This window comes from Vibrio sp. B172a (genome assembly GCF_030248355.1).
GTDB lineage: Bacteria > Pseudomonadota > Gammaproteobacteria > Enterobacterales > Vibrionaceae > Vibrio > Vibrio owensii.
Genome location: NZ_JAHGAC010000008.1, coordinates 530308 through 547902, shown reverse-complemented (window position 1 = coordinate 547902; position 17595 = coordinate 530308). Strand labels below are relative to the sequence as shown.

The 17595-nt window shown below is 46.5% G+C and carries 18 protein-coding genes; 7 read left to right on the top strand and 11 right to left on the bottom strand.

The window, feature by feature from the left end; translation table 11 throughout:
• Positions 1-24 precede the first annotated feature (24 nt).
• Positions 25-2448, bottom strand: coding sequence for a formate C-acetyltransferase/glycerol dehydratase family glycyl radical enzyme (locus KIT90_RS12290; protein WP_045486243.1), 2424 nt, complete (start codon positions 2446-2448; stop codon positions 25-27).
• A 2-nt stretch (positions 2449-2450) separates the two neighbouring features.
• On the bottom strand, positions 2451-3392 hold the full coding sequence (locus KIT90_RS12285; RefSeq protein ID WP_285376869.1) for a glycyl-radical enzyme activating protein: 942 nt from the start codon (positions 3390-3392) through the stop codon (positions 2451-2453).
• 254 nt (positions 3393-3646) lie between these two features.
• On the opposite strand from KIT90_RS12285, the gene KIT90_RS12280 reads away from it, so the two are divergent.
• On the top strand, positions 3647-4321 hold the full coding sequence (locus tag KIT90_RS12280; RefSeq protein WP_285376868.1) for a fructose-6-phosphate aldolase: 675 nt from the start codon (positions 3647-3649) through the stop codon (positions 4319-4321).
• A 109-nt stretch (positions 4322-4430) separates the two neighbouring features.
• On the opposite strand, the gene KIT90_RS12275 is transcribed toward KIT90_RS12280, so the two are convergent.
• The 5 genes from KIT90_RS12275 to KIT90_RS12255 form a co-directional block, all read right to left on the bottom strand.
• Positions 4431-4565, bottom strand: coding sequence for a hypothetical protein (locus KIT90_RS12275; protein ID WP_281419932.1), 135 nt, complete (start codon positions 4563-4565; stop codon positions 4431-4433).
• A complete protein-coding gene (locus tag KIT90_RS12270) occupies positions 4562-4990 on the bottom strand; it encodes a DUF2809 domain-containing protein (protein WP_285376866.1) in 429 nt (142 codons plus the stop codon). The genes KIT90_RS12275 and KIT90_RS12270 overlap by 4 nt, the downstream gene beginning before the upstream one ends.
• Positions 4977-6317 (bottom strand): cell envelope integrity protein CreD, encoded by a 1341-nt coding sequence (gene creD / locus KIT90_RS12265; RefSeq protein WP_285376864.1) that lies wholly within the window; start codon positions 6315-6317, stop codon positions 4977-4979. Before creD ends, KIT90_RS12270 begins: the two co-directional genes overlap by 14 nt.
• A gap of 75 nt (positions 6318-6392) precedes the next feature.
• Positions 6393-7835 carry a two-component system sensor histidine kinase CreC gene (creC, locus tag KIT90_RS12260; RefSeq protein ID WP_285376947.1) on the bottom strand — a complete coding sequence of 481 codons (1443 nt, stop codon included), beginning with the start codon at positions 7833-7835 and terminating at the stop codon, positions 6393-6395.
• Entirely contained in the window at positions 7835-8545 is a 711-nt protein-coding gene (locus KIT90_RS12255) for a response regulator (protein ID WP_285376863.1), read from the bottom strand. The genes creC and KIT90_RS12255 overlap by 1 nt, the downstream gene beginning before the upstream one ends.
• A 260-nt stretch (positions 8546-8805) precedes the next feature.
• Between KIT90_RS12255 and KIT90_RS12250 the strand changes: the two genes are divergently transcribed.
• Complete coding sequence (locus tag KIT90_RS12250) at positions 8806-9318, top strand: DUF2799 domain-containing protein (RefSeq protein ID WP_009706451.1); 513 nt, start codon at positions 8806-8808, stop codon at positions 9316-9318.
• 34 nt (positions 9319-9352) lie between these two features.
• Here the strand turns inward: KIT90_RS12250 and KIT90_RS12245 are convergent, their stop codons facing one another.
• Positions 9353-9811, bottom strand: coding sequence for a GNAT family N-acetyltransferase (locus KIT90_RS12245; RefSeq protein ID WP_180826893.1), 459 nt, complete (start codon positions 9809-9811; stop codon positions 9353-9355).
• A 162-nt stretch (positions 9812-9973) separates the two neighbouring features.
• Between KIT90_RS12245 and eno the strand changes: the two genes are divergently transcribed.
• Positions 9974-11257, top strand: a complete 1284-nt coding sequence (gene eno, locus KIT90_RS12240) for a phosphopyruvate hydratase (protein ID WP_038879500.1) — start codon at positions 9974-9976, stop codon at positions 11255-11257.
• 70 nt (positions 11258-11327) lie between these two features.
• Here the strand turns inward: eno and KIT90_RS12235 are convergent, their stop codons facing one another.
• Positions 11328-11798, bottom strand: a complete 471-nt coding sequence (locus KIT90_RS12235; protein WP_285376861.1) for a GNAT family N-acetyltransferase — start codon at positions 11796-11798, stop codon at positions 11328-11330.
• 132 nt (positions 11799-11930) lie between these two features.
• Here KIT90_RS12235 and KIT90_RS12230 point away from each other — a divergent pair, with 132 nt between their 5' ends.
• From KIT90_RS12230 to KIT90_RS12220, 3 genes are all read left to right on the top strand, one after another.
• Positions 11931-13121: an MFS transporter gene (locus tag KIT90_RS12230; RefSeq protein ID WP_285376859.1), complete on the top strand. Its 1191-nt coding sequence runs from the start codon at positions 11931-11933 to the stop codon at positions 13119-13121.
• On the top strand, positions 13096-14067 hold the full coding sequence (yidZ, locus tag KIT90_RS12225) for an HTH-type transcriptional regulator YidZ (RefSeq protein WP_041056374.1): 972 nt from the start codon (positions 13096-13098) through the stop codon (positions 14065-14067). The genes KIT90_RS12230 and yidZ overlap by 26 nt, the downstream gene beginning before the upstream one ends.
• 183 nt (positions 14068-14250) lie before the next feature.
• A complete protein-coding gene (locus KIT90_RS12220; RefSeq protein WP_285376858.1) occupies positions 14251-15090 on the top strand; it encodes a class I SAM-dependent methyltransferase in 840 nt (279 codons plus the stop codon).
• A 75-nt stretch (positions 15091-15165) separates the two neighbouring features.
• Here KIT90_RS12220 and KIT90_RS12215 read toward each other — a convergent pair whose 3' ends face one another.
• Entirely contained in the window at positions 15166-15291 is a 126-nt protein-coding gene (locus tag KIT90_RS12215; RefSeq protein WP_285376857.1) for a hypothetical protein, read from the bottom strand.
• Positions 15292-15633: 342 nt separating this feature from the next.
• On the bottom strand, positions 15634-16524 hold the full coding sequence (locus KIT90_RS12210; protein ID WP_285376856.1) for an alpha/beta hydrolase: 891 nt from the start codon (positions 16522-16524) through the stop codon (positions 15634-15636).
• 148 nt (positions 16525-16672) lie between these two features.
• Here KIT90_RS12210 and KIT90_RS12205 point away from each other — a divergent pair, with 148 nt between their 5' ends.
• Positions 16673-17590, top strand: coding sequence for a LysR family transcriptional regulator (locus KIT90_RS12205; RefSeq protein WP_285376855.1), 918 nt, complete (start codon positions 16673-16675; stop codon positions 17588-17590).
• The last annotated feature ends 5 nt before the right edge of the window (positions 17591-17595 follow it).

Here is a 17595-nt window from a genome sequence, read left to right as displayed (position 1 = left end):
TTTTTCTTTACTTAGTGAGTGTACTTACAGCTCGTGCTCAGTACGTGCGATGATGTCGTCTTGCGCATCTGGTGATAGCGCGGTGAAGAAGGCTGAGTAGCCTGCAACTCGCACAACAAGATCACGATATTGTTCAGGGTTCTTCTTCGCAGCTAGCAAGGTCTCGCGAGAGACGATGTTGTACTGCACGTGCCAGCCTTTGTGGTGGTTGAAGAAGGTGCGAATCAACATAGAGAGCTTGAGCTTATCCCCTTCAGACTCAACCGCTGCCGGACTTAATTTCTGATTAAGCAGCACGCCACCAAGGATCTTATTCGCTTGGATCTTACCGACCGAGTTGTACACAGCCGTTGGACCTAAACGGTCTGATCCAGATGACGGGCTTGCACCTTCTGCGAGTGGTGTTTTCGCTTTACGACCATCTGGCGTTGCCATGGTTGAAGCGCCGAATGGGACGTTTGCCGATATACTTGATGTACCTGCGTAGTAACCGCCGCCAATTGGACCACGCCCATGACGCGTATTAACGAACTGCTCTAGCTCATCAATGTACACTTGGTACGCGTCTGCCAGTAGTTGATCTACCGCGTCATCATCGTTACCGTATTTTGGTGCAAAGTTGATAAGACGTTGGCGAAGCTGCTCGTTCTCCATGCCGTCGAAATCTTCAGCCAATGCTTTTGCTAGCTCTGGCTGAGTGATTTGCGCATCATCGAAAACAAGGTGCTTGATGGCTGCTAGGCTATTACCTAAGTTTGCGATACCGACTTGTAAGCCAGATACCCAGTCGTATTTCGCACCACCCTCTTTCACGGTTTTACCGCGAGCCAAACAGTCATCCACCAGCGTTGAACAGAAGATGTCTTGTGCCTGCTGTTCAAGCACACTGTCAACTACCGTATCAATCTCAATCGATTTACGGGTGTAGTAGCGGATTTGCTCTGCCCAAGAAGCCGTCACTTGCTCAAAGTTCTCAAAGTTACCTTTAGCTAATGACTTATCGTGAGGCAAGAAAGCTTTACCCGTTGTTGCATCCACACCTTCGTTCAATGAAGCGAGCAAGATACGAGCGAAGTTAATGAAGCTCATGCCCGTACAACGGTAACCCCATTTACCGGGAACCGCCGTCTCGATACAGCCGATAGATGCGTAGTTGTAAGCGTCTTCTTTCTCTACACCAAGCTTGATGAATTCAGGAATAACAATCTCATCGTTGTTGAACGCTGGCATACCGAAGCCGCATTTAATCACTTCGATACAACCCATTAAGAACTCTTGGTTCAAACCTTCGTGGTAACGCACACTCAGGTTAGGTTGCGTCGAACGCAACTGACCGCAAGATTCCAGAATCGCCCAAGAAAGGGGATTTACTGCGTCTTCAGGCTCACCCTTTTCATTCAACTTCTGACCGCCGATACACACGTTTTGGTACAGCGGAGAACCTGCCGATGCTTTCGAGTGCGCGCCAGAGCGAATCTTGTTTACTTCAAGCAGCTTCAACCAGCAGCTTTGTAAAAGCTCTAGTGCAAAGTCTTTTTCGATCGCGCCGTTTTCGATATCGCGAACATAAAATTCGTTTAGGAACTGGTCCATACGACCGAAAGAAACCGAGTGACCGTTCGATTCGATTTGTAGCATCAATTGAACAAAGTAGCTCAATTGCAGTGCTTGCCAGAAGTTTTCTGGTGCGTGACTTGCTACATGACGACAGTTTGCCGCAATGCTTTCTAACTCAGCTTTGCGCAGCGGGCGCGTCTCTTCAAGCGCCATTTTTGCCGCCAATTCAGCGTAGCTCACCATGTGATCTTGAATCGCAAGCAGCACGATTTCGACCGATTTATAGAACTGCTCTTTCTTCAAGCCTTCAAAGGTCGAAACATCATTGTTAGCACGGTGCTGACGAACATCCTCTAGTAAGCCGTTCATGCCTAGCTTCAAGATTTTCTCGTTATCCACCGCAAGGTGCGCGTCACCCGAAGTCATGTTGCCTTCAGCTTTAATGATGGTGCTGGCTAAGATTTCTTGCTGCTCATCAGTAAACAAGCCATAACAACGGTCTTGAACGGTTTTACCGCGCCAGTACGGTGTGATGCTGTGGATGCTTTGCTTATCTTCTTCAGTAACCGCAAAGCCTGCACCAGGACGGTCGGCTAGCTCATCAATTTCCGCTTCAATCCAACGTACAGTGTATTCTGGGAAAATAGGCGCAGCGCGTACTTTGCTCGCTTGGTTACCGACGATTAACTCATCATGCTTAATCCAAATCGTACGAGTGCGTAAGTGCTCTTGCAGTGCTAGCGCACGTTGGACAATTACAGGTTTGTCTTCGTTCGCTTGATAAGCACGAGTGTATGCCTCTGCACGCTCGGTACAGACAGGTGGCGTTACGATATTTACCAGTGCCGATTTGTGCGCTTTGATACGCTCAGGAAGGTAATTCAGGTCCATAGTTAACCTCTTACAATCACGTTAAGTTGGGTGTTTTCGCTTGCGTATTGCATGGCGCTTTCTAGCAGTTCTGGTTTGTTTAATGGCTTGTCAGAACACTCGTAAGGCATATCGAGCAAACGGTATTTATTGATGCCGAGCGTGTGGTACGGCAGCAAGTGAAGTTCTTGGCAGCTTTCTAGTGAAGCCGCAAAATCGATGATGTCTTTCAACTCTTCGATGGTGTCATTGAACCCCGGCACCACTGGAACGCGAATCACAATGCGTTTCGCGATAGGTGCCAGTTTTCGGAAATTGTCTTTGATGCGTTTTAGTGAACCTTTCGCCCAGCTAAGAAACTTCTCTTCATCGGTGTGTTTTAAATCTGCCAACCAGCAATCAATATGCGGCGCGGCTTTTTCGACGTTCTTCCACGGCACATGCATGCACGATTCAATAGCGGTAGAGACTTGGTTGTCATGCAGACGCTGCGCGAGTTCCGCCACCAAATCTGCTTGCATGAGTGGCTCACCACCGGAGAAGGTCACACCACCTTGGCTTTGGTCGTAGAAAGGTTTGTCTTTCATCAAGGTGTCGAACAACATGTCTGATTTCGCCTCTTCACCACATACAGTCAGTGCTTGCGTAGGACAGACGTCTCGCAGCGCGATCAGCTGGTCTTCTTTGATGGCTTTGCGATTGATGATGATCTGGTTGTCGATGCGTTGAATACCATCGCTCACCGTTTCACTATCCGCTCTGGATTGAGTTGTGGCTTGATAAGCAGAAACGCACAGTTGGCAACCTTCCATACAGCTTTGCTGATCAAACAACAGTGAATGTTTTTCGCTGCGACTTTCTGGGTTTTGACACCAAGGGCAAGACAAGCTGCATCCTTTAAGAAAAAGAATGGAACGAATGCCATCGCCATCATGGGTAGAGAATCGTTGGATATTGAAATACATCTCTGCTTGCCTCTTGGTCTGTGCTACCGCTGTGTACTTAATCCGTTTCTTGCTGGTTAAGTCTTATGAGCGGCTTTTCTTTGTTCGAACTGAAAGCTTCATTTGAGCGTTTACAAGTTTCACTAAACTTTCATTTAATGAAATTATTATAGTTTCAAATGAAATTTCAATTGATCAAAATCAAGATCTCGTTCGATTGTCAGATCTATAGTGATCCCATCATCAAAACGAAGATTTTGTTTAAGGTAGAAACCATGATTGAACTTTATTTAGATACTGCTGATGTGGCAGAAGTAAAACGCTTTAACCAGTGCCTACCGCTAAAAGGCGTGACGACAAACCCAAGCATTTTGGCGAAGTCAAAACAGGGACTGAATGAAACCCTAGCAGGCATGCAAGAAGCACTTGGCGGTACACCTCGCTTTCATGCTCAAGTTGTGAGTTCAACCGTCGAAAGTATGCTGGCAGAAGCGCGCCAACTGAATGAATTGCCTTACGATATGGTGGTAAAAGTGCCAGCAACAGAAACCGGCTTAGCAGCAATTAAGCTAATGAAAAAAGAGGGAATTCAGGTTCTTGCCACCGCTATCTATTCAGCTCAACAAGGTTTCCTTGCAGCACTGTGCGGTGCAGACTATCTAGCACCTTACGTAAACCGCATTGATGCGATGAACGGCAACGGTGTAGAAGTGGTCGCAGATCTTCAATTGTTGCTCGATCAAAACCAACTACCAGCGAAGATTTTGGCAGCCAGTTTCAAGAACACTCAACAAGCGATGGAGGTGATGAAACTGGGCATCGAAGCGATTACTCTACCAACTGATGTGGCGGCACAAATGTTCGCTCACCCAGCAGTAAAACCGGCGGTTGAACAGTTCGATAAAGACTGGAAAGAGACGTTCGGCGAGAAACTTTCATTTGAAAGCTAATTAAAAGTAGCAGCTAGACGTCTCAATGAATAATAAAGGGAATCTTAACTCACCCTGTGCGCCGGTGAGTTTAAGATTCCCTTTTGTATTTCATATAAACAGGTGAGGTTTACAGCAGTTCTCTATTGGTCAGTGACCAAAGGTACACGCGCTTGAGTAAACTGATTTTGATCCTTTTACGAATACCTCGTTTGGAATGTCGACGTCGGTCTGGTAGCGCAATAGCTTTCATCTCGGTTTTCATTTCTTTTCCATCCAACAACACAGTAGACCTCCGATGCAGTAAGCCAGCAGATCTTTCCAATCAAATGTAGCGCCCAAAATTACAGCCAGAGGCGATGAAGATTCGATACCAAGCCAAGCTGCGACCTGAAGCAATTGCCCCAACTCTACGGCAAACGCAATCAACACCACCAATGAAACCAGCCAGTTAACGGGCATAGAGAACATACTTGCAAGAAAGTAGTAGAGCCAAACCACAACGAGAACATCACCAAATGTCGGACGAATAAAGCTGTCTCGAACATAGAGTGCGATAACGACCAATGCGATAAAACACACCAAACTTTTCAGTCCATTTTTTACCGAAAATCGCAGGTGGATAGCGGACGTTTCTTCCATCATATTGCTTGGCTGCCCAGTGAGAATTGCTCGTTTAAACATCTTCATGATTCGCCTTTGCGCTTTCTTCCGCTTTCTTATTTCGTGCGTACCAGTCGATGTTGCGTGTAATGACCATAGTGAAGCTCAAAATCGCGAAACACAGCAATGTCCCCATCACCAATGCGTAGCTTTCTGCTTGTAGCAAGCCAAACAGTAATCCGTAGAGAGTGAGCAAACACGCTCCGAATATCGCGCCGTGCTTGGTGTTGCTCAACATACCGCTCACGTACACACTTAAAAGCCCCGTCGATGCGACTGCTGACACCACATACGCCCAGTTAAAGCCGAGGTGTTCACTCATCGAAATCAGCAATAGATAGAAAAGTGCTAAAGCCAGACCAATAAAGCCGTATTGCACTGGGTGAACCGGACGCGCTTGGAACAGCTCCAGTAAGAAAAAACTCGCAAACACTAATGTGATAACCAACAGTGAATAGTTCACAGCTCGGTGAGACTTCAAATAGTGATCAACAGGGTCAATCAAATCTACGCCCATTTGTCGCTGTTCAAGCTCGTGACAAGCGTGATTCGATGACAAACAGCTTTGGAACAGCTGCGCGATATTGGTTGAGAAGTTGTTGCTCGCCCATTGCGCGTTAAATCCATCTTCAGATACCTCTGACGACACCGGTAAGTAATCACCAATAAAGCTTGGATGTGCCCAAGTTGAAGAGAGTTCAACCGTTGTCTGACTGCCGATTGGTGTGACTTGAAGCTGACCCATCCCTTGCAGCAAGAAGTTAAGATCGAAAGCCAAAGGTTGTGCTGGGTTTAGGTCTGCAAGTGTCAGATCACTGTGGAAGCCTTGTGGTAACTGGTCTAGCCCCGTTCCCGGTGCGACTTCGATATCAGAGCTCGCCATGGTCATGTCATCCAAACGAATCAATCCACGGCTGTCTTCAATGCCAACCACTAGGCTCATATCTTCAATATCAAGTCCCTGCAACGCTGCGAGATCGTCTGCATCAAAAGTGCCTTTCAGTGCCACTTGTGCTTTGTATAAACGCGCACGGTAAATGCCTCGGTACTTTTCAAAACTGTCCAGATTCGCGCTCATATCAAAAGTGCTAGGTAAAAGAAATTTACGACGCTCTTTAATCTGTACTTTGTCATCTCGGTAACTGGTTTCGGTGTAGTTAACCATGATGAATGGACCAATGATGCGCTGTTCGCCGCTGCTGCTGCGTGCGATGTCGTTTCTGACTTCATCTTGGCGATATGAGCGTTCTGAAATCAGCCCTGTGACCATTGAAAGCGGGATTTGCAGTAAGACAAACAAAAACAGCACGAAGGCGAACTTCGTGCCGAGTTGGTTATTGAGGATCTTTTTCATGTTTCATTCTCCATTTGCTGATGGGAGTAATCTAAATCAGCAATTTGGAGAACGAATGGAGCTAATGTGGAGTTTCTATGGAGTTGGTAAAATCAGGGTCACTTTCACGCCAGAATCGACGTTTTCAACTTGTAACTGACCTTTGTGCAGCTTGATCACTTGCTCAACAAAATTCAGCCCGAGCCCAGTGCTCTTAACGCCATTTCCCCGAGCTAGGGAGTAGAAGCGTTCCGTCAAACGCGACATCGCGTAGTCGGGAATGTGAGGACCTAAATTGAAAATCGACAGGCACACTTTCTCTTTCGCGACCTCAGCTTTCCATTCAATGCATCCCTCCGAATCAACAAAATCCAGCGCATTGTCCATCAAGTTAAAAACGGCTTGTTTCAGTAAGAAGGCATCACCAAGCACGGAGAGATGGTCATCAATTTGGATGTTGGCAATCACCGACTTTGCACTCAAACGCGCATCCGCCGATTCAACCACTTCATTGACCATTTGTTTTAGCGAGATAGCTTCGACTTGTTCTAGCTCGGGGCGCTTTTCAAGACGAGCAAGTTCTAGCAACTTATCAATCAATGACTGCATGCGGTCGCTTTCTCGCTCAATGTTGCCAGCAAAGCGCGTGACCTTTTCTTCAGGCAATGGCATTTGCAATATTTCACTCGCGCCTTTAATCGCTGATAACGGACTTTTCAGCTCATGAGTCAGCGTCTGTACGTACTCTTCCACATATTGTTTACCATCGAGCTGATTGCGCATTTTCTCCAATGCGTCGCTTAGCGTGCCGTACTCATAAAAGATACGAAATGTTGGCTTAGAGACCTTTTCACCTTCACCCATTTTGGTCGCATAGTCTTCCAGCTTGTTCAGTGCCGAGTGAATTCGCCAAGCAAACAATGCCCCTGCCAATAGCACTAAACCACTCATCCACACCATCCAAAACAACACATTGCGTTTAGAAAGATCGATGAAGGGTTGTACTGAGCGATTGGATTTTGCCACCGTCACGCTGCCAATGATCTCGCCTTTGTGGTAAATGGGCGCAGCAACGTGCATAACGGTTGAGAGCGGATCTTTCGGGTCTTCGATGGTACTGCGCGCGCCGTATTGACCACGCAACGTGAGATACACATCGTTCCATTGCGAGTAGTCTTTGCCTACGTCTTGCTGCCAAGAATCCGCAATCACAATGCCTTGTTTATCGGTGATGTAAATTCGATGGTTAATCGCTTTTTTGCCAATTTCCCAAATGCGCGCTTGGGGTTCTCGCTGCCCATAAGCCGCTAGTAGTTTGGAGAAGCGACTCTCAGACAACTTTCCGTTTGCAACGTCTTCTTCCGCCAATACCGCAAGCAAGTTCGCCATATCCACCAGTGTCTCTTCGGTGGTTTGACGTACGGTTGGCTTAAGTTCTTGGACAACGGTTTTGCTCACCATGTAAGCCGTCATCCCGACTAAGATGAAGTAGAGAAAAAACAGTCTGAGTCCAAGTGGGATCTTCGGCCAGCGATTCATCATTCACCTTTAATGCAGTAAAAGTAACCAAAGCCACGCTTGGTACAGATGCGTTCAGACATCTCAAACGGCTTCAACTTATGGCGAATAGCTTTGATGTGGGTATCGATATTGCGCTCGTATGCAGCCTCTGGCGCCATGTCTGCCGCGACCATGAGCTGCTCTCGGCTCAATACATTGGAAGAGACGGAAATCAGTTTATCGAGAATCTTAAATTCGACCGCAGTTAACCCAAGCATTTGCCCGCCAACACCATAATCGAAGTTTTGCGCAACCAAATCATGGCTCAATTGAGGTTGTTCTGGAACAGCCACAGGCTCTGGTTTGTGCTCCATCATTGGCGCTTTAGCTTTGATTCGAAGTTTAATGCGCGCTAGCATTTCTCGCGGGCTAAATGGCTTAGTCACGTAATCATCCGCGCCAATCTCCAAGCCCACTACGCGGTCAATTTCATCGCTTCTTGCGGTGAGAAAGATAATGGGAATATCAGAAAACTCACGGATGGTTTTGCATAATTCAAAACCATTGCCATCCGGTAAGCCCACGTCCAACACAAGTAACGCTGCAGAGTTATGCTGCAAAAAGGCTAAGCCCTCTCCTGCCGTTGCAAACCACTCTGCGTGGTAGCCATCCATATCTAATACATGAATCAGGTTCTCTGCAATGGCAGATTCGTCCTCAATAATGACGACGGTCGATTGGTCGCTCAATGTTCTAACCTCACTGACGATACTTGCTTAGATGCACATCTTTTTCACTTACTTTGGCGCAAAGGCTATCGGATTGATACCACAAAGGCAAAATCCGTGAATAATATTAATCAAACACCCTCTCATTCAGCGTGGTGAACTTATCACTCACACTGATGAGTCACTACAATTGTGAATACAATGATTTCAACCATTGATATGAACAGTGTTCATTTTACACTCGAGTTATCAATTCGATTTTGTTTAAAGGACAGTAACTGATGAAAAGAGCGCTAATCCCCCTAGCTTTACTCACTTTGCTCTCTGGTTGCGCCAGCATGTCTCCGGATGAGTGCAAGACGGCGAACTGGTACAAGGTAGGTTATCAAGATGGCCGAGACGGCAACGATCCAAACGTTATCAATAGCTATACCGAAGACTGTGGTGAAGCGGGTGTGACACCAGACCGAGCGAAATGGAAAGAAGGTTTTGATAAAGGCACTATCCAATATTGCTCACCAGACAATGGTTACACTGTCGGTATCGAGGGCAAGGAATACTACGGTGTGTGCAGCAGCAAAGAATTCATTGAAAACTACCAGTTAGGTCATCAAGAATATCAACGCCAGCAACGCATCCAAGAGATCGATACTGAAATCTCGGTCATCGATAATCAACTTGATGGCAACCCAGACAAAGACAATGCTAAACGTCTGAAAGAGAAGAGAAAGCGATTGGCTGACGAGCGTTCAGACCTGTTGTCGCCAACCATCAACTTGAATCTAAATTTCTAAATCGATTGGATTTAGCTTCTAAAAATTAATGGCCCTAGCTCAGTTCTAGGGTCATGAATTGACTGTTCGGATCGAGTTCGTAATCCCCGAACGGCTCGCAGTACACAAAGCCATGCTTTTCATACAGCAGGCGCGCAGGTTTAAAAAATTCCATCGAGCCCGTTTCTAAACTCAAGCGCTGCAAGCCTTTTTGCTTCGCTTGCTCAATCACATGAATCAATAACTGAGACGCCACTCCTTGGTTTCTTGCCGCTGGCGTGGTGCGCATGGATTTCAGCTCCGCGTGTTGGTCATCCAACTCTTTAATCGCAGCACACCCAAGCAGTTGTTCACCCTTCCATCCGGTCCAAAATGTCACTTCTGGTGCTTTGAGCTTATCCAAATCTAGCGCATGCACGCTCTCTGGTGGCGACGTGGCGTACATGTCTTGCAAATGTTCTTCTAGCAATGCAATGACTGCTGTTCTTTCTAAATTGTCGACTTCTATCTTCACGACTCTTCCTTGATCACCAATGGCCTTTCTGGAATTTATGTGAAAACAGCCACATAAACAACTGTCTTCAACATCAAAGATATCAAGAGTCATCGTAATCAAAAATCTGTGTCTACACTCTTAAAGTCATTTCCCCACCTAACTGATCATTGAGGACATACTATGGATTTCTTGATTGAGGATATTCTGGCGCGCGAAATTTTGGATTCACGCGGAAATCCGACTGTGGAAGTCGAAGTCACACTCGGCTGTGGCATTGCAGCAAGAGCATCGGTGCCATCGGGTGCCAGTACTGGTTCACGAGAAGCGGTTGAACTGCGAGATGGTGACGACACCCGCTTTGGTGGCAAAGGTGTGCTCAATGCCGTTCAACTGATCAACACCGAAGTGCTTGAAGCCATTGTTGGTTTGGACTCACGCGATCAAGCGTTAATTGACCGCATTATGATCGAGTTAGATGGCACCGAAAACAAATCCCGTCTCGGCGCGAATGGCATTCTTGGTGTCTCCCTTGCTGTTGCTCGCGCAGCTGCACTAACCGCTGACGTACCGTTGTATCAGTATCTTGGCGGTGTGGGCGCTAATCTATTACCTGTGCCTTGTATGAACATCCTCAACGGCGGCGTGCATGCTCGTTGGCAAGGTCCGGATTTTCAGGAATACATGATTGCGCCATACGGTGCTGAAAACTTCAGACAGGCGGTGCAATGGGGCAGCGAGGTGTATCATGCATTGCGCCAAGTTCTGTTGGAGTCCAATCACTCGGTCGGCGTCGGTGATGAAGGTGGCTTTGCGCCAGCTGTGAAGTCCAACCGCGAACCATTAGAGTTGATTGTCAAAGGCATTGAGAGAGCCGGATTAAAACCTGGTGTCGATGTCGGTATCTGTATGGACCCTGCTTCTAGTGAGTTCTATGAGAATGGTAAATACAAGCTACGCTCAGAGAATCGTGAACTGACCTCTGCAGAGATGATTGAATACTACGAGAAGTTGGTAGAAGACTTCCCTGTGGTTCTTCTCGAAGATGGACTTGCCGAAGACGATTGGGATAACTGGCCACTATTGAATGAGAAGCTCGGCGGTAAGATCGAAATTGTTGGTGATGATCTTCTGGTTACTAATACCAAATACATCCAAAAAGCGATCGACATGAATGCTGCTAACTCAGCATTGATCAAACTGAATCAGATTGGTTCGCTAACCGAGACCATTGAAGCGATTCAAATGTGTCATCACGCTGCATGGGGCGCGTTTGTTTCTCACCGTTCGGGTGAAACCACAGACAGCTTTATTGCCGATATGACCGTAGCACTTCGCACCGGTCACCTTAAAACAGGTGCACCATGTCGCGGTGAACGTGTCGAAAAATACAACCAGCTAATGCGCATTGAAGACGAATTAGGCTCAATGGCGGTGTTCGCTGGTCGCAAAGCCTTTGTGCGCTAATCGCTCAATACACCTAAAAGAAAGCCGCCCAGTGTAGAACTAGGCGGCTTTTTAGTGTCTGGAAAACTGATTACAAGGCTTGTCGCATAATGTGCTGAGGCCCAACCGGACCACCATGATACAGCTCATTAGTATCTTCAAAACCTGCTTTCAAATAGCACTGATAAGCCGGTACATTGCGGCAATTAACCGTCAAATAGAGAAAATCAAAGCTCGGAAAATGCAATTTCGCATAATCAGCAAACTGGCTGATGGCTCGCTTGGCAATGCCTTTGCCTTGGTGACGATGATCCAACAATAACCAACGCACGCCTAGGCTCTTTTCCGGACAGAAGTCGTAATTCTCACTGTATCCGGCATCGAAGACAAAAAAGCCGACCACTTGATCATCCAATAAGATCAAATGCGCTAGCTCTGTCGGTTTAAGACTTTCCAATAACTCAGGAATATTTGCGACTGTGTATTGGATTTGATCCTCTAAGACTTGCAGCTCAAGGGTTTGCTCATGACGGCATGGCGTGTACTTTTCAATGGTAATCATAATCATCCTTGCTGTTTTTATACCCATTTCATACAGGGTATGTCGTAAATGGAAAAACCTGCTGTCGTATTTCCCACTCGCAGGCAAACGTTTAGCACACTATTATCCTCATCAACTGTTAGTGAGGTTGTCATGTTTCGTTTTCTGCTTTGTAGTTTCTCTCTTGTTTTACTCTATCCTACCGCCATTGATCTTTATCTTGTAGGGTTGCCTCAAATTGCCGCGGATTTAAACGCCAGTGAATCACAATTACACATCGCGTTTTCTATTTACCTTGCTGGTATGGCAACCACCATGCTGTTTGCAGGTAAGATCGCCGACTCCGTTGGCCGCAAACCCGTAGCGATGGTAGGTGCAGCCATTTTTATTGCAGCATCATTGCTTGGCGGAATGGCAGAACAATCCAACACGTTTTTAATCGCACGTTTTGCACAAGGTATTGGGGCTGGATCTTGCTATGTGGTTGCTTTTGCTATTTTACGCGACACATTGGATGACAAACGCCGCGCTAAGGTGCTGTCGATGCTTAACGGCATTACCTGCATTATTCCTGTTATCGCCCCCGTTGTTGGCCATCTCATTATGCTCAAATTCCCTTGGCCAAGCCTATTCACCACAATGGCTGGCATGGGTGTGGTGGTTTGTTTGCTTTCGATGGTAGTGCTGAAAGAATCCAAGCCTAGTGCATCGCCACAACAAAGCACCGCTTCAGCTTCTACCCAAGAAACGTTCGCGGAGCGCTTTTTCATCAGCCGACTCATCATTACGGCCATCGGCGTGACCACCATTCTTACCTACGTGAATGTCTCTCCAATGCTGGTGATGGGCGAACTTGGTTTTGATCGTGGTGGCTATTCTTCTGTCATGGCAGGCACTGCATTAGTCAGTATGATCACTTCTTTCTCTGCGCCATTGGCTTTGTCCTACTTTAAGCAACGTACTCTGATGCTGACTTCGCAAACCTTGCTTGTCAGTGCGGCGATGGTGATTGGTTTTGCTCACCTAAACCAATGGGGAATCCCATTTTACTTATTCGGATTTGGGCTGATTTGCGCTGGCTTCTCGATTGGCTTTGGCGTGGCCATGAGTCAAGCGCTCAGCCCTTTCTCTCTGCGTGCTGGTGTAGCAAGCTCCCTACTGGGCATCGCTCAAGTGTGTTGCTCTGCCCTCTACATCTGGTTTATGGGTTTAATCGGCGTTAATGCGCTGAATATGTTGGTGTTTGTGCTAGCTATAGGTGGCGCAATCAGCTTGGCTCTAATACTATTTATTCCTAAGCCTGCTCATGAAAGCCACTATGAAGAAATCACTAGCCCGTCTTGATCTCAACTTGTTATTCACTCTGCAATTGCTGCTGCAAGAGCAGAGTGTTTCCAAAGCATCGAAGAAATTGAACGTTACGCCGTCAACGGTAAGTAAATCGCTTAATAAGCTTCGTGACTGGTTTGATGATCCTCTGTTTGTGAAAACACCGAAAGGATTAGCACCGACTCCATTAGCGCAAAGCATGGAGCAAGATCTGGCGGAATGGCTACAAATTGGCAGCCAAATTGCGGAGAAACGCAGCGATATAGCCCCCAAAGGCGTGCGCTTTGATCTGACTATTGAGTCACCTTTAGTGCTGACGATTCTTGATGATCTTCTTGTTGCAATCCATCAACGCTACCCAGATGCGAAAGTCAAAACCAGCAACTGGGATTACGATTCACTCGACGCGATTGTGCGCGGAGAGGCAGACATCGGCTTTACCGGCAGAGAGAGTCATCCTCGCTCGAAAGAGTCACTCGACCTACTTCCTTACTTTCTTGATTTCGAAGTACTGTTCTCAGATTTACCTATGGTGTATTTACACAAAGATCACCCCGCTTTGGAGCAGGAATGGAACCTTGAGACCTTTTTGAGTTACCAACACATCAACATTGTTTGGGAAAAGAGTGAAACATGGGCTTTGGATGAAGTATTGAGTGAGCTTGGCTTACAGCGCTCCATTGGCTTAACCATGTCGAGCTTCGAACAGTCTCTGTTTATGGCCTCGCAACCACACCACAATATGCTGACCACAGCACCGCAATACTGTGAGAGTTACACCAAGAAGCTGCATCCAGATTTGGTGTGCTTACCCATTCCTTTAGAACAGCCACAGCAAGAGAAGCTGCTGATCCCATTCACCATGATTTGGCACAAACGTAATGCGTACAATCCCAAACTGGTGTGGTTGAGAAACACCATCAAGTCGCTTTATGGGGAGAAGAGCAGCAGCAATACGTGATTGCTTCTTCCACACATTACTGATAAATTTCGCGCGTTTTTAACCCTATTTTCAAGGAGGTATTTCCAATGATTCGTTTTCAACACACTCATTTTAATCAACGTCCTTACGTTGTTTTAGGATAACTAAAACCCCTAAATTCAAGTAAGGACGACAAGCTAACTTATTGTCGGAATTACAACTATGTTTAAAAAACTGAATGAAGCAACCGCTAAACCAGTCGTTTGGTCAGCATACACCGCAGACGTACTGTGGACAGATAACCACATTGCGAAACAGATGCTCAGCTTCCATCTAAACCAAGAAATCGAAGCCGCGTCGCGCTCATTCAACTTCATTGATGAATCTGTTGACTGGCTGGTGTCTGAATTTGGTCTCAACCAAGATTCAAAAACCATCGATTTTGGTTGCGGCCCTGGCCTTTACACCCAACGCTTAAAAACGCGTGGTGTAGGCACGGTGCTAGGATTGGATTTCTCGCAAAACTCACTGGAATATGCGACTCAACAAGCAGCGTCTTCTAACCTCGCTATTGAGTATCACTTAGGCAATTACCTAGAGTTCAGTGACACACGACAGTTTGATTTGATCACGCTTGTTATGTGTGACCTTTGCGCGCTCAATCCAGCTCAACGTGCGACGTTGTTTGCTAAGTTCAAAACACTGTTGGCTGAGAATGGTGCGATTGCATTAGACGTGTACACGCAAACACGTTTTAACAAGCAAGCTGAAGCACTGACACTCAATCAAAATGCTATGAACGGTTTTTGGAGTGCAGAAGATTACTGGTGTATTCAGTCTTCATTCAAATACGACACTGACCTTGTCACGCTAGACAAGTACGTGATAACTGAAGCGCAACGAGAATGGACAGTCTATAACTGGCTGCAACATTTCACTTTAGACATGCTTAAAGCAGAACTTGCGCCGCATGGTTTAGAAGTTCAAGCAACCTACAGCGACTTGCGCGGAAAGCCGTTCGCAGATGGTGACGAAATGGCGGTGGTGATTCGTCATAAATAATGACCAACCCACGCTAGAGCGGCACTGCTACCAATAGCAAAAGGGGCGATATTCTCGCCCCTTTTTCGTATTTCGCTATTCGCATTTGTTACGCATGAACCAACTCAACAGGCCCGTGATCGTCACAGTGATCGCCGTGTTGATGGTGAAGTCGACCATCGACAATGTAATCCACATGATCGCCATGCTGTATTGCTTCATGTCCACAACCCGGCCCATGTACATGCCCACCGCAAGAGTGAACAGGATGACATCCATCAGGATTGGTATCACTTAATCCAATAACATGTTCATCGCAGTGATCACCATGTGGATGATGCAAGGTTCCGTCCACTAAGTAATCAACATGACCATCATGACGTATTGCCGTATGTCCACAATTTGGACCATGAGCATGGTTTGAATGTGAATGTGTTTTTGAGCAAGCCATTGACCCACCTCCCTTTTATAGGTTTATGCTTTCATATCAATGTTAGCTGTTGTGTTGCTACGCATTCCCTATATTTTAGATTATGTGAGAGGCTTCATGTGTACCATGCATGATCAATGAAAAAACTCGATGATCTGCTCGACTGCTTGATCAACATATTCGTCTTCATCATACAGCGCGATGTGATTCGCTCCTTCAATTCGAATCAGCTGTTTGGGTTGCGAAGCTGCATCAAACATTTGCTCGCTTTCGTATGCAGAATCCGCTTCTGTACCGACAATCATCAGTAGTGGTGTCGGCGTCAGGTTTGCAGCAATATCCAACGCTGAAAAGTTAGCCAACGTCTCATAAGACCAAGGCAAAAACTTGCTCTCGTACAAGCCTTTTGCTCCGCGCTCTGTCATGTAGTACTGGTAGAACTCTCGGAACAGACGTGGCATTTCCTCACTGTCTTCTGCTGGCGCGTGAGGCAGAAAATCAATCTGCCCAGTAGCAAGATATCGTTCTCTCGCTTCATTACCTTTACGTAGCAAGTCTAACAAACCTTCTCGGCCAATTACGTTGTGATAAAAGCCTCTGTGGTCAAAGTAAGAACTCACGGTCGCAAGTGATTTTACGCGTCTATCTGTCGCAACGGCATGAGCTAAATATCCACCGCCAGAACAAACACCTAACCCATAAATATGCTCACTGTTTACATACGCTAAGGAACGTAAATAAGTGACCCCGTTGCGGCAATCTTCCGCTTTATTGTATGGGTTCTCATGAAATCTTGGCGCACCTTCACTGGCGCCAAAACTGGCATGATCAAACGTTAATACCACAAATCCCTTGGCCGCAATTTTCTCGGCGTAGATTCTTACCGTCTGCTCTTTTACTCCCGCCTGCGGCGCAGCAATCAAAACCGCTGGTAAAGGATTTTCGACTTTGGATGGACGATGAATTTCCGCTGCAAGTCGGTTGCCATTGCTGAAAAATGAAGCCTCATATCTTGTTACTTTCACTCGATTCACTCTCTATGTTTAACGGTGTTTTAGACGATAAAGACGAGCATTCACAAACATTTGCACTCTGCTCCTCTCTTTTAAACAAGTATAAGGAGCGCTATTATTCGGATATATATATGCATTATGAAAACACTGTTAGGTTTATATGAACAATCTATCTTGGCGAGGCATTCGAGCGTTTATTTATGTCGCGGAATGTGGAAGCTTCACCTCCGCAGCCGAAACGATGGGCGCATCAAAGGCAAACGTAAGTCAGCTCGTGAGTGAATTAGAGTCTTCTCTAGGTGTTCAGTTACTCTATAGAACCACACGTCAGCTCCGCCTTACTGAAATTGGCGATGGTTACTTTCGTAAATGCAAAGAAGCGATGCTACAACTGGATGCCGCTGCAGAGTGGGCACAGCAAGCCACCAGCGAAATTAAGGGGCGGATTCATATGAATTGTGTTGGAGGTCCGATTGGCGAAGAACTTATTGCACCATTGGTGATGAGTTTTCAAGCCGCCTACCCGAACGTAGAAGTAGAGCTCAATTTCTCAAAACATCGCGTCGATCTCATTGAAGATAGCTACGACTTGGTGCTTCGTGTCGGCGAGATGCCAGACTCCACCCTCATCGCGCGTCGACTCACCACACTCCGCACACACTATGTCGCAAGTCCAGATTTTCTGGAACGACACCCGAACATCTTCGCCCCAGAAGATCTTAAAACCTTGCCTTTGATTCATGGCAGTGTTGATCATTGGGTCATGAAGAATCATAAAGAGCAGCGCATTATCAACGTAGGGCAAGGTATTAAGGCAGCTACAGGCAGGACCATGCGCCACGCGGCGATTTCTGGGTTAGGGGTAACGCGACTAACCGATGTGTACTGCCATGCTGATTTAACATCAGGGAGACTTATTGAAGTGCTCCCTGAGTGGTCAGAAAAAACCTTACTTTCGCTCGTCTGTCCGCCAGTCAAATATCAACTGCCAAGAGTCAAAATGCTCATGGACTGGATAAGTGACCGATTTGAAGAGCACTATAAACAGTTCAAAATTGAGGGCGAACATTCAAGCTAAGCTCG